We start from the raw sequence: 12,469 nt of genomic DNA, 5'->3' as shown, positions 1-12,469 counted from the left end.
GGCTTGTGTCACCTACGCCTGGTTTATATATCGGTGATTCCATTGGCGTAGGTGACCCAAGCCCCGGGACCTTGTTGGATATAGGCACATTGTCAACGGGCGCCTGTCACGATCGGTGCCAAATTTAACATCGGGATTAATCTTTAACATCGGGGTCCGATGGCGCCGTGCAACGGGCGCGCAGCCGGCTTGGGTATTCATGACTCACATTGTGCTGGCGCTTATGCCGACCTACGCCAATGGTGCCATTGGTGTTTGTCCAACCTTGATTTGGGATATTGAATACGGAGAAGGACGGGAAGCAGTGCCTAGGTCCTAGGCCCTTTGTCTACAGCGCCTGTCACTATCGGTGCCAATTCTAATCATCAATGTCGGATGGCGCGCAGCTGGCTTGGGTATTCATGACTCACATTGTGCTGGCGCTTATGCCGACCTACGCCAATGGTGCCATTGGTGTTTGTCCAACCTTGATTCGGGATATTGAATACGGGGAAGAGCGAAAAGCAGTGCCTAGGACCTAGGAACTTTATCTACAGCGCCTGTCACTATCGGTGCCAATTTTAATCATCAATGTCGGAGGCGCGCCAGTTATATCGAGGAACGAGGCTTACATCGTGCTGGCGCTTGTCCGACCTACGCCAATGGTGCCATTGGTGTTTGTCCAACCTTGATTTGGGATATTGAATACGGAGAAGGACGGGAAGCAGTGCCTAGGTCCTAGGCCCTTTGTCTACAGCGCCTGTCACTATCGGTGCCAATTCTAATCATCAATGTCGGATGGCGCGCAGCTGGCTTGGGTATTCATGACTCACATTGTGCTGGCGCTTATGCCGACCTACGCCAATGGTGCCATTGGTGTTTGTCCAACCTTGATTCGGGATATTGAATACGGAGAAGGACGGGAAGCAGTGCCTAGGTCCTAGGCCCTTTATCTACAGCACCTGTCACGAGCGGGGGTAATATTTGGCTTTAATGTCCGATGGCGCCGTGCAACGGGCGCGCAGGCGGCTTGGGTATTCATGACTCACATTGTGCTGGCGCTTATGCCGACCTACGCCTGGTTTTTATTTCGGAAAAGATCGGGGCTGGAACGATACGCTATTTCCATTTACCGCTTAATCAGATTTCTTACCCTACAAAATAGGAATCGTCCTATACCGATGGTTTTCTGTCCATGTTCTAATCCTCTCACTGCTTACGGGGATGGTCACTAATAAGATTATATCCTCGCAATTCAAGGTGTTTGGCGTGTCATACAAGACGCGCTAATAAGTTTTTTATGAGGATATAAACATGCAAAAGCAAGTCATTTCAACAGCACGGGTGATGGGGCTTATCGGTGCCTTGTTAGTCACATTGTAGTGGCATAGTGAATTTGGCCACCTGATTAGAGGTGTTAATATACGCCTCATCGCATGACAGGTGAAACCATGACCAAACGCACAAGACGTACTTTCAGCGCGGAATTTAAACGTGAAGCCGCCGAGCTTGTTCTCGAACAAAACTACACGATTATCGAAGCAGCTACTGCCATGGGCAGCAGCTACTGCCATGGGTGTAGTGGCATAGTGAATTTGGCCACCTGATTAGAGGTGTTAATATACGCCTCATCGCATGACAGGTGAAACCATGACCAAACGCACAAGACGTACTTTCAGCGCGGAATTTAAACGTGAAGCCGCCGAGCTTGTTCTCGAACAAAACTACACGATTATCGAAGCAGCTACTGCCATGGGCGTGGGCAAATCCACCATGGATAAGTGGGTAAGGCAACTGAGACAGGAGCAACAAGGCGTTACGCCTCATGCTTCCCCCATCACACAAGAGCAAATTGAAATTCGGGAGCTAAAGAAAAAGCTGGCGCGCCTTGAGGAGCATAATGACATTTTAAAAAAGGCTACCGCTCTCTTGATGTCCGACTCTCTGAACAATTCTCGATAATMGAGAAACTCAAGACGAGCTATCCAGTTAAYAAGCTGTGCCAGGTATTTAGCGTACATCGCAGCAGCTTTCGTCACTGGCAACAACGTTCAAAAAAGCCGRTATGTGCCCAAAAAGTCATGGAAGAAGCCAAGGTCAAGAAGCTCTTTAGCGACAGTGAAGGCTCTGCTGGCGCGCGTAGTATTGCGCGAATGGCGACGGATCAAGATGTTCCGCTGAGCCGCTATCGTGCCAGTAAACTGATGGAGAAGCTTGGTTTAGTGAGCTGCCAAATACCCAGCCATACATACAAGAAGACAGGCGATGAACATGTTGAAATACCAAACCATTTAGACCGACAGTTTAACGTTGAAGCACCAAATCAAGTTTGGTGTGGTGACGTCACATACATCTGGACCGGCAGTCGATGGGCTTATCTGGCTGTCGTTATTGATTTATTTGCACGAAAACCGGTTSGCTGGGCAATGTCGTTGTCACCAGACAGCACGTTAACCAGTAACGCATTGAAAATGGCATATGAGAGCCGTGGACGCCCTAAAGGGGTGATGTTTCATAGTGATCAGGGTAGCCATTATACGAGCCGTAAGTTCCGTCAGACACTCTGGAAACGGCAAATAAAGCAAAGCTTGAGCCGCCGAGGTAACTGCTGGGATAACGCGCCAATGGAGCGCTTTTTCAGAAGTTTGAAGACAGAATGGGTACCGACTTATGGTTACCGTTCATTTTCGCAGGCTCAAGCGCATATACTGAAATATTTAATCGGGTATTACAGCCAACTTAGGCCACATCAGCATAATAGCGGTATGAGTCCGAACCTGGCAGAGGAAAAATACTGGATTAACTATAAACCGGTGGCCAGTTTTTCTTGACCACTACAGTTTTTTGAAGACAGAATGGGTACCGACTTATGGTTACCGTTCATTTTCGCAGGCTCAAGCGCATATACTGAAATATTTAATCGGGTATTACAGCCAACTTAGGCCACATCAGCATAATAGCGGTATGAGTCCGAACCTGGCAGAGGAAAAATACTGGATTAACTATAAACCGGTGGCCAGTTTTTCTTGACCACTACATACAATGAGGATTAAAACCGCAAGGTGCATTGCCACGTAGAACGCACAATACCAAGTAATACGGAGAGCAAGCGGAATATGATTGGCAAGAATGAGTGTATAAACCCCTACACCTAAGAGTGCGGCCAGCGAAGCCGTCCGCCATGACAAGGGTTTGCCCACGAAGGATTTCGTTCCTAACCACACCAGAATATGCGAGCAAATCGCGGCTGTGGTGCCTATCCAAACGAGCCCCGACGTTTCAGTGACATTGCCAATGTTATACACCGACGTGCCCGTCGAGATCAGCAGACAAGCCAGCCCCCACAGCTTGATGTCTTTGTATTGATTAAATTGCCACCCAATCAACAACACGCCAATGGTGAGTAGCCAGAACACACTGATGTAAGCCAGGGTAAGTGTGGGAAGGTGAAGATTAAACACGTGACCGAATCCATCCGATAAAGGTGAAGGCGTAAAACGCCTTCAACGAGCCAATGTCAGTTATACGACTGACAGGGGCATAATATATCAGACAACTGCCTGAATTTTTATCACTCAGAGTCTGGTTCGTTGGCTTTTCACCCAGGTCGTCGGATGGATTACAAGGATTGTTGAGCAAAAAGCCAGGCAGCGAGCGCCGCAAAAACGAGCGCCATTATTTTATGCTGATACATTTGGACTCGGGTATTGGTGAGCATTGCATTGCCAAGCTTGCCGACTATCGCCACTAAAAGCAGATTAAAAACGAGCCCTAATATGTTGAGGAGCAGCCCAAGCGTTAGCAGTTGCGTGCTGGACGAGGCTTGAATTTGCTGCGAAATAAACTGCGGTAAAAACAACACAAAAAACAGTAGTGCCTTTGGGTTCAATAGGTTGGTCATCACCGCGCGTTTATAGAGATATTTGCCCATGCCTTGATGATGCGCGAGCTCGGCGCTGTCTGTTGGAGAGGCACGCCACATATCTATACTCATTTTTAGCAAATACGCGGCTCCTACGTACTGCAGAATGGTGAGGGCCGTTGGCGACATCGCAATCATGGCTGATACGCCGGTTGCGGCTAACCCGGTCAGGATCAATCCTGATGTTGCATTACCCAAGCTTGCGGCCATACCAACCCGTCTGCCATAGCTAAGACTGGCGCTCACGATTAGCAACATATCCGGTCCGGGCACCAGCAGAAGCGCGACAACGGCGGTTAAGTAAACGGGGAGCATATTGGGATCGATCATAAAGGCACTACAGCTTTCCAGATAAAGTGCGGAATTTTACCTTTTAAATAGACTTTATCAACACGGATAGGCGATTAGGTTGGTTTTTAATCGTAAGTAGAGGTTCTAGGGTAGCCTATAAAACTAAAAACCCCCTTAGGTAAGGGGGTAGGGTTTCTTGCTTGTCATGTGCACCGAGAGTACTAAGCGGCCCGAATGGTTGGCTTAGGCGTAGGCTCTTCAATAAAACAAGCATGTAGTGCACAAATTGACGCATGGTAGAATTTATCGAGTACTACATATTGCACATCCACATCGCGCATTGATGAGTGCGCCGCTTTAGGGTTTATCTCCGCGTCAAGCAACGCCAGCATACCCTTGCTCATGGTTTGGTTTGAGTCGATGCGGCTACCAATGACAGAAATCAGTGCGACCATTTCACCCGTAATCTTCGCTTTCGGGTAGAGCTTCTCAACACGACTAATCACCTTGTCTTGACTGGCTGTTTTGCCGTCTAAGTAGTAGGTAATTGAGTTGGCATTCATCTCTTTACTGATGAGCTGCACGTTCTCTTCGCGAATGATTTCCATCACGTCATAGCTGACCTGATCAACATGCCCAACCATTGATTGGTCAAAGATATGGAGAGCTAGCACCTTATCTCGACCCGCAATGATCTCGATCTCTTTGTCTTTTGGACGATATTTGTGTGAGATCACCGTGCCCGCATGTTCAGGCTCGAAGGTGTTTTTCACGACCAATTCGATACCCACGGCGCGCATCCCCGAGGCTGCATTAGGGTGGATGGCTTCCATCCCTAAGTTGGCCAGCTGGTCAGCCACATCGTAGTTACTGAGACCCATAGGCTGGACACGTTCTGGACCCACAATGCGAGGGTCGGCACTGCTTAGGTGATATTCTTTGTGGATTACCGCGCTGCTTGCTTTGGTCAACACCGCAATACGGCTGAATGTCATTTCACTGTAACCGCGGTCATAGGTCTTCATCAGACCTTCATCACAATAGACGTAGCCGGTAACGATGGGCAGCTCAGTACTGAAATCAATGTCTTCCATGGCATTGGCGATCACCGTATTGAGGTCGCCTTTGCCTTCATCGGGATTATCCCAGCCAGAGAGGTCAACAAATCGTGAGTTTATCCCCACACTCTCAAGCAGTAGCGTTGAGTTGTGCGCACTGTGTGCCTCACCGATAGAGGAGAGAAACTCGCGAACTTGTGGGAGATAGCTTTCCAGAGAAAACTGCCCATAGTTACAGGTTTCGCGTATACCTTCGATACAGCTATGTGCTTTTTCCATGCGTTGACGGATAAAGTTGTCAGCACGTTCACGGTATACAGGATCGGGGAACATATTGCTATTAATAAGCAGCATACGTTGCTCTAGCTCGTCCATCGCATCACGCCACTTTGGATTATTGGCGGCGAGAAGGCGATAAATGCCGGGCTTGCCCGAACGCTTACATTCTAGCAATGCATCCGTGATGCCAGCGTAAGCAGAAACAACAAAAATGCGGTTGTACGGGTTTGACGGGTACAAAAAGATATTATCCATGACAGCGTCGTAGGCTGACATCGACGTACCGCCGATCTTTTCAACGGTATGATTCATGTGAGCTCCTTGTGGGCTTTTATGAATTAGGGAGTCGATTGGGTTTACAGGGGCAGCATCCGGCTGCCCCGTGACGGTTAATCGACTAATGGATAAACACCGTTTTCATCGTGTGTTTCCTGCCCAGTAATCGGTGGGTTGAACACACAGGCCATGACCATATCAACACCTTTGTTCGCGCGAAGCTGGTGCTCGTCATGTTTGTCTAGGATATACAGTGTGCCAGGTTTAATAGGATAAACCTTACCGTCATCCGTGGTTTCAATTTCACCTTCACCCGACATGCAATACACAGACTCTAAGTGGTTCTGGTAGTGAATGTGCGTGTCAGTATTGGCATAGATGGTGGTAATATGGAAAGAAAATCCCATATTATCATCGCGTAGCAACATGCGTACGCTTTCCCAGTTTTCTGCCACCACGCGGCGCTCGGTTTTCTGGCACTCTTCTAATGTGCGGACAATCATGTTTATTCCTTCAACGTCTCTTCGTTAAACAAGGCTTATTATCTTAGCGATTACGATGCTTTTTTAAGCTTCTCTTTCTTGTACTGCTCGACCGATTTAACGAAGATCTGCAAGCCTTTTTCCATCTCTGCTTCACTGACTGTCAGTGGCGAGAAGAATTTGATCACTTCATCATCTGGGCCCGCGGTCTCGATAATCATGCCATTGTCGAAACATAGGCTAGTGATGTCGTCAGAAATGTCACCGTTTTGACAAGCGATACCCTGCATCAAGCCACGTCCTTTGATGGTGTCAAACAGATCACTATGCTCGTGCAACATCTCTTGCAAGACCTTGTTTAGCTGATCCGCACGCGCTTGAATATGCGTTTGGAACTGATCATCACGCCAGTATGTGTCAATCGCTTCCGCTGCAGTTACAAACGCGTGGTTGTTACCACGGAATGTACCGTTGTGTTCACCCGGTGCCCATTGATCCAGCTCAGGTTTTAGTAGCACCACGGCCATTGGTAGACCATAACCACCAATTGATTTGGACAGGGTCACAATATCGGGCTTAATGCCTGATGGCTCAAAGCTGAAGAACGTACCCGTACGGCCACAACCAGCCTGGATGTCATCGACAATCATCAAGATGTCGTGTGCCTTACAAATATCTTGCAGGCGCTGCAACCACTCATTAGAGGCTGCGTTTAGGCCACCTTCGCCTTGGACGACTTCAAGCAGCACTGCAGCAGGTTTATCACCGCCTGTTAGGCCACTTGATGCGTCATTAAGCATGGTTTCAAACAGCGTTAAACCATCAATGTCTGCATAGCCATCGTACGGAAGACGTGTCACCGCGTTATTGACAGGGATGCCGCCACCACCACGGTGATGATGATTACCCGTCACTGCCAATGCACCATATGTACAGCCGTGGAAGCCGTTGGTGAAAGATACAATATTTGCACGGCCTGTCACTTTACGAGCAAGCTTCATTGCCGCTTCAACAGCGTTAGTGCCTGTTGGGCCAGTAAATTGGAACTTATAGTCCAAATCACGCGGTGCCAAGATGTGTTCTTTAAATACTTCGAGAAAGCGTGCTTTTGCACCTGTGTACATATCCAGGCCGTGTGTAATGCCATCTTTCTCGATGTACTCGATCAGAGCTTTTTTCAACGTTGGGTTGTTATGCCCATAGTTGAGTGAGCCGGCGCCAGCGAGAAAATCGAGGTAGCGCTTGCCGTCGACGCCTGTGATCCAGCAACCCTTAGCGCTTTCAAACACCACCGGGAAGTTGTTGGCGTAACATTGAACATTTGACTCCTGCGATTTAAAGATATCCATAACTCATCCTGTTATTTTTTGAGTGGAATTCGGAAAAGGTATTCGGTGTCATGTTCACCGTTGAAGTGCTCTTGTTCGTCAAGGAACACAGAGCGCTGACCACCTGTACCGTAGAGGCGGTCTACCTTTTTAAACAGCGCCCAAGATCCGGCGTTGTCTTCTGTGATCGTGGTTTCGATGAAGCGAATATTGCTTGAGACTTTGCGTGCCATCAGCGCTTCGATCATCGACAGGGCAAGCCCTTCTCCACGTGCTTTGGGTGACACGGCAACCTGCCAGACAAAAAAGGTGTCTGGCTGCTCAGGGCGAATGTAGCCCGAGATAAAGCCTTGTACATCACCCTCACGCTCTGCAACGACACAGGTCTCTTTAAAGTGCGTCGCCTGTAAGAAGTTGCAATAAGCGGAATTCACATCCAACGGTGGGCACTGTGTGATTAATCGATAGATATTGCCGCCATCCTTGATAGCTGGCTTACGAAACACAAACTGCGTGTTGGTCTGGGTCTGTTTACGGTCACGTACTTCAGATTCCAGTACTGCCGTGTCTGTCGTTTTTGATCGCCACATAATTGTTTTGTGCTCTAACGAATTCGTTTTATATAATAGGCGATGAATTTGGTTTATCAACCCCAGATTTTAGTGTTGGGTTTATCATCTGTAATTAAATTGATGAAATATATGAATTTATTTATTGTTAAATTTTTTGTGAAAGTAAGTGTTTTGAGAAGTAACATTTACTGGCCTAAAGGTGTGGGCAGGTTCCCACATCCCATATATGTGGCGGAACATGGGCGATAGGTTAGGAACAGATAGCTTGGGTGTATGTCTCGGTGCCAACAGGCAAAGAGCACTGTGGGCACCGAGGTGGGCTAGCGACTTAGTGTGCTAGGGGCCCTGTAGTAAGAAATCACGATATTGGGTATCTTCACGCACCACATGGTGAATCCACCAATAACGTAGAAACTTAAAAAACTCTGAGCGGTATAGTTCTGGGTCGGCTTGGCACTGTAGCAGCACATATTGCGCTTGTCGGGCGAGGCGTTGGTGAATCGCAGCATGCGCTTTGTATTTGGGGTAGGCGCGCGCTTCGAGAATATCTTCCTCGAGCTGAAAGTGCGAGTCAATGTAGTCACGAAAGCGTTGCGCGAGGGCCTCAAAATCCGTCTTAGTCTCGTCCTCATGGTGGTAGGCAATGGCCTCATACGTATCGTTGATGATAGAGAGCAGCTGCTTGTTACTCTCATCCAATGATTGATGGCCCACTGTATACTTTTCTTGCCAACGTATAAACTTACGCTCTCGTTTAATGGGGGCCGATACTTGTGGCTCTTTTTCTGAAGAGCCTTCAGGAGGCAATGGTGTATCAATGACAGGCTCTGTGATGCACTCTATCTGGTATTGCTCTTCCTCAGTAAAAACAATCGCGCCGTTGTGCTCAAACTCCGTTGATTTGGCAGGATCTGACTGGTACATCTCAAAGTAGAATGTGGGGGGCTTTTTAGCTTTGGTCTGCTTAGATAGCTGCTTGACACGGTTTTCTAGATCTTGTTTTTTCACCGGCTTAACCATAAAAGCATCGACGTCATAGCGAATGCACTCGCTGATCACTGCCTGAGACGCGTTAGCGGTTAAAATGATGATGGGTGTATCATGACGCAAATGATAGCGACCGCTCCGCATCAGTCGTAACATTTCCAACCCGTCAATGGGATCCATTTGTAAGTCGGTAATGATCAGATTGGGAGCTTCATGGTATGCCTTTGATATCGCTTCGGCGCCATCTTCTGCCGTGATCACCGACTTAATACCCAGTGCTTGGGCCATCATTCCAATGGTGTCACGAATCATTTCATGATCGTCAACAATTAAACACGGAGATAGCATACGTCCTCCTGACAATGTCTATGTTTTCAGCCTAGTAGATGGTGGTAAGAGCGTCTATAGCGCGTGTGAAAGGAATGCGACCTGGATGAGGTTTTGCTTAAAAATGATGGGTAAGAGCAAACAACAAATGATAGCGACAAAAAAGGCGCCCAGTTGGGCGCCTTTCTCTTAAATTTGGTTTGGCTTACAGGCGAACGACGTTCGCAGCCTGTGGGCCTTTCTGACCTTGCTCGATATCGAACTCAACCTGTTGGCCTTCTGCTAGTGTGCGGAAGCCTTCACCAACGATAGCACGGAAGTGAACGAATACGTCTGGACCGTTCTCTTGCTGGATAAAACCGAAACCTTTCTCTTCGTTAAACCACTTAACGGAACCATTAGCTTTGGACATGGTGTCTCCTGAATATATTAACTAGGTGTTGCAGTGACGCGAGTGCCGTTAATCGACTCTATGGGCAAATGTAGCGAATATCTTCAGGACAACTAACTTTCCAGCCTAACGGTGGGGTGTTTCGATGTATCTATATTCAATTGCTGCATAAATTTCCGATTATCGAAGCTGCTAGGCAGCCTCAACAGGACCACGCGTTATTTGCGCGTCAGTTTACTATTGGTTGCGACTCGGTATGTCTACGACCAACAGTCCGTCAACCAACACGGTTGAACAGTATCGAGAATACACCCAAAAGAATGTGAGGTAAATCTATTTTGCGGATGAAAGCGGCAACTTTGTGCGAGCGTATTGTGAAAATGAGAGCAAGGCCAGATAACTGTGATATATCGGCGTATAGTACATCGTAGAAAAGCGATCTAGATTGCGAGGAGTGTCAAATCACTCATTGGATGATGTCTTTTTATGCTGACAATAACGTATCATGAGAGGCGACGAGTAACGCCGCAGACACGTTTGTGCGCGCGTTTGGGTTTGTTTATGCCAGTCATAATTGTGACTCGCAGTGATAGGGTTTCTCCATGGATACGATTTTTTTAGAAACGTCGAGTTTTATAGGCGTCTGGGTCGTGCTGGCGGTCTTAGTGATCGTGGTGCTACGCGGTGCGATTAAGTTTGTGCCACAAAATACGGCGTATGTCGTCGAGCGGTTTGGTAAGTATTACAAGACGATGGAAGCGGGTCTCAATTTCATCGTGCCATTTATCGATCGTATTGGTTATACCAGGACGTTAAAAGAACAAGCGTATGATGTACCCAGTCAATCCGCGATCACGCGCGATAATATTTCGCTGGTTGTTGACGGTGTCTTATACATCAAGGTATTGGATCCGTATAAAGCGTGTTATGGCGTCGACGATTATGTGTACTCAGTGACTCAGCTTGCGCAAACCACCATGCGTAGTGAGGTGGGTAAAATGGAGCTGGACAAAACCTTCGAAGAGCGTGAAAGCCTAAACACCGCGATTGTCTCTGCCATCAATGAGGCCGCTCAGCCATGGGGCGTTCAGGTGCTGCGTTACGAAATCAAGGATATCGATCCACCTCGCTCTGTTCTCGATGCCATGGAGCGTCAAATGAAGGCTGAGCGAGAAAAGCGTGCGGTGATTCTTGAATCAGAAGGGGCGCGTCAATCGGATATCAACGTTGCTGAAGGTCAAAAGCAGGCCCGAGTCTTAGCGGCGGAAGCGGAAAAGTCAGAGCAAATCTTGCAAGCGGAAGGGGAAGCGCAAGCCATTATTGCGGTTGCCGAAGCGCAAGCCGAAGCACTTGAAATCGTCGGGACACGAGCGATTACAGAGGAAGGCCAAAAAGCCATCCAGTTGGAGCTGGCAGAAAAAGCGATCAAGGCGAAACAGGCGATTGCCAAAGAGTCCTCAGTGGTACTTCTGCCTGACTCTGGGACAGGCGCAGCGAATGTGGTTGCAGAAGCGATGACAATTATTGATACACTCAATAAGAGCAAAGCGTAAAACAGGATGTTTAGTGTGAGTATCTACCTTGCAGAATTAACCGTGATTGTGGGCTTGTTACTGTTAGCCGTTGAAGTCTGGCTACTGGGTTTATCGACCATTGTGTTATTGGCAACCGGTGTTGCTGCTATTTTAGTGGGACTCTTGGCGATGGTCGGCGTTGTGCCAGAAACGGTGACGGCGTTATTTAGCAGCACCGGGATAGTTGCAGGCTTGCTAACTGCCATGCTGTGGCGGCCACTTAAACAGTTACAACGGGGCGGACGACGCCCGGATAATCGCCATAGTGATTTTATCGGATTGACCTTGACGCTCAGTGAGCCGTTGAGCCGAGAGCAAACATCGACGGTAAAATACTCAGGTGTCACTTGGCAACTACAACTAAGTTCGGCCGCCAGTGATTGCACATTGCTGGCTGGCGATCAGGTCAAAGTGGTGGGCGTTGATGTTGGACGATTTACGGTGGAGCCTGCATTGCCGGAGTGAGAGACACGTTCAGTGTCCGAACACGAACAATCGCTGTTGATGACATGAAAAAGCTCGGTTACAGTGCCGAGCTTTTTATTGCGTATCAGCCTGTGATTTAGGCTTTTTTTAGTTGCTTTTTAAGCTTCTTCAGCTTGTTTTCCTGCTTCGCAACTTTCGCTTTTGTTTTCTTAATTGATTTTTTCAGATCTTTTTTCGACGCTTTCGCCATGATTTCTCTCCTTAATGATGATTTGCCGAAGCGTTTGCCACTGCAGTACAGCTTCAATGCTGTGGACGGGGCCGGCATGTCCACCCCAAGTATGATCACGATGATTTATTCGTTTCGTGGTCTTTTAAAAACTGTTTAATAAATCGGCGTATTTCACGTGCTGCGGATGTGTCCAGTTCGTCGCAGGCCTCTAAGAAGGCATCGCGTTGATCGCTATTGATTCTTACTAGTAACTGGCTGTCTTTCTTTGCTTTTTCTTTTTTTGCCATGCCAATGCGCCTATCTTTTAGATATACAGTGTATATACGGATATACAGTGTATATACG

General features: G+C 47.9%; 12 protein-coding genes and 2 pseudogenes. 5 read left to right on the top strand and 9 right to left on the bottom strand.

What is annotated here, in order from left to right; translation table 11 throughout:
* Nucleotides 1-1,430: 1,430 nt before the first annotated feature.
* From BZG14_RS15490 to BZG14_RS15945, 3 genes and pseudogenes are all read left to right on the top strand, one after another.
* Nucleotides 1,431-1,535 (top strand): annotated as a pseudogene (locus BZG14_RS15490) (transposase); the annotation flags it as partial.
* A gap of 94 nt (nt 1,536-1,629) precedes the next feature.
* Nucleotides 1,630-2,810, top strand: a protein-coding gene (locus tag BZG14_RS13715) for an IS3 family transposase (protein ID WP_443509084.1) whose coding sequence is annotated in 2 segments (ribosomal slippage) — nt 1,630-1,888 and nt 1,888-2,810 — 1,182 coding nt in all. Because the reading frame shifts where the segments join, the coding sequence is not laid out codon by codon here.
* Nucleotides 2,811-2,823: 13 nt separating this feature from the next.
* A pseudogene (locus tag BZG14_RS15945) lies at nt 2,824-3,009 on the top strand (IS3 family transposase); the annotation flags it as partial.
* Here BZG14_RS15945 and BZG14_RS13710 read toward each other — a convergent pair.
* From BZG14_RS13710 to cspE, 8 genes are all read right to left on the bottom strand, one after another.
* On the bottom strand, nt 2,982-3,440 hold the full coding sequence (locus tag BZG14_RS13710; RefSeq protein WP_077609000.1) for a hypothetical protein: 459 nt from the start codon (nt 3,438-3,440) through the stop codon (nt 2,982-2,984). The pseudogene BZG14_RS15945 and the gene BZG14_RS13710 overlap by 28 nt on opposite strands.
* Nucleotides 3,441-3,598: 158 nt before the next feature.
* Nucleotides 3,599-4,231, bottom strand: a complete 633-nt coding sequence (locus tag BZG14_RS13705; RefSeq protein WP_077484939.1) for a LysE family translocator — start codon at nt 4,229-4,231, stop codon at nt 3,599-3,601.
* A 182-nt stretch (nt 4,232-4,413) separates the two neighbouring features.
* A complete protein-coding gene (locus BZG14_RS13700) occupies nt 4,414-5,841 on the bottom strand; it encodes an aspartate kinase (RefSeq protein WP_077608999.1) in 1,428 nt (475 codons plus the stop codon).
* A 77-nt stretch (nt 5,842-5,918) separates the two neighbouring features.
* Nucleotides 5,919-6,308, bottom strand: coding sequence for an ectoine synthase (locus BZG14_RS13695; protein WP_046075984.1), 390 nt, complete (start codon nt 6,306-6,308; stop codon nt 5,919-5,921).
* Between the two features lie 50 nt (nt 6,309-6,358).
* The gene (ectB, locus tag BZG14_RS13690; protein WP_077484936.1) at nt 6,359-7,636 is read right to left on the bottom strand and encodes a diaminobutyrate--2-oxoglutarate transaminase; all 1,278 of its coding nucleotides are present in this window, start codon (nt 7,634-7,636) and stop codon (nt 6,359-6,361) included.
* Nucleotides 7,637-7,647: 11 nt separating this feature from the next.
* Nucleotides 7,648-8,205 (bottom strand): diaminobutyrate acetyltransferase, encoded by a 558-nt coding sequence (ectA, locus tag BZG14_RS13685; RefSeq protein ID WP_077459636.1) that lies wholly within the window; start codon nt 8,203-8,205, stop codon nt 7,648-7,650.
* A 318-nt stretch (nt 8,206-8,523) separates the two neighbouring features.
* Nucleotides 8,524-9,522, bottom strand: a complete 999-nt coding sequence (locus BZG14_RS13680) for a bacteriohemerythrin (RefSeq protein WP_077484934.1) — start codon at nt 9,520-9,522, stop codon at nt 8,524-8,526.
* A 184-nt stretch (nt 9,523-9,706) separates the two neighbouring features.
* Nucleotides 9,707-9,913 (bottom strand): transcription antiterminator/RNA stability regulator CspE, encoded by a 207-nt coding sequence (gene cspE, locus BZG14_RS13675; protein ID WP_025744354.1) that lies wholly within the window; start codon nt 9,911-9,913, stop codon nt 9,707-9,709.
* Between the two features lie 581 nt (nt 9,914-10,494).
* Between cspE and BZG14_RS13670 the strand changes: the two genes are divergently transcribed.
* On the top strand, nt 10,495-11,445 hold the full coding sequence (locus BZG14_RS13670; RefSeq protein ID WP_046075979.1) for a slipin family protein: 951 nt from the start codon (nt 10,495-10,497) through the stop codon (nt 11,443-11,445).
* A gap of 15 nt (nt 11,446-11,460) precedes the next feature.
* Nucleotides 11,461-11,931, top strand: coding sequence for an NfeD family protein (locus tag BZG14_RS13665; protein ID WP_443216350.1), 471 nt, complete (start codon nt 11,461-11,463; stop codon nt 11,929-11,931).
* 306 nt (nt 11,932-12,237) lie between these two features.
* Here BZG14_RS13665 and BZG14_RS15730 read toward each other — a convergent pair.
* On the bottom strand, nt 12,238-12,469 hold a 232-nt coding region (locus BZG14_RS15730; protein WP_077608998.1), incomplete at its 5' end, for a hypothetical protein.

The organism is Salinivibrio sp. IB282 (genome assembly GCF_001995685.1).
Classification (GTDB): Bacteria; Pseudomonadota; Gammaproteobacteria; order Enterobacterales; family Vibrionaceae; genus Salinivibrio; species Salinivibrio kushneri.
This window is presented reverse-complemented; position numbering and strand designations above follow the sequence as displayed.

Excerpts from the sequence above, each read along its gene's own strand:
- ectB (WP_077484936.1), bottom strand. The coding sequence starts at position 7,636 with ATGGATATCTTTAAATCGCAGGAGTCAAATGTTCAATGTTACGCCAAC.
- BZG14_RS13680 (WP_077484934.1), bottom strand. The coding sequence starts at position 9,522 with ATGCTATCTCCGTGTTTAATTGTTGACGATCATGAAATGATTCGTGAC.
- BZG14_RS13695 (WP_046075984.1), bottom strand. The coding sequence starts at position 6,308 with ATGATTGTCCGCACATTAGAAGAGTGCCAGAAAACCGAGCGCCGCGTG.
- BZG14_RS13700 (WP_077608999.1), bottom strand. The coding sequence starts at position 5,841 with ATGAATCATACCGTTGAAAAGATCGGCGGTACGTCGATGTCAGCCTAC.
- ectA (WP_077459636.1), bottom strand. The coding sequence starts at position 8,205 with ATGTGGCGATCAAAAACGACAGACACGGCAGTACTGGAATCTGAAGTA.
- BZG14_RS13705 (WP_077484939.1), bottom strand. The coding sequence starts at position 4,231 with ATGATCGATCCCAATATGCTCCCCGTTTACTTAACCGCCGTTGTCGCG.
- BZG14_RS13670 (WP_046075979.1), top strand. The coding sequence starts at position 10,495 with ATGGATACGATTTTTTTAGAAACGTCGAGTTTTATAGGCGTCTGGGTC.
- cspE (WP_025744354.1), bottom strand. The coding sequence starts at position 9,913 with ATGTCCAAAGCTAATGGTTCCGTTAAGTGGTTTAACGAAGAGAAAGGT.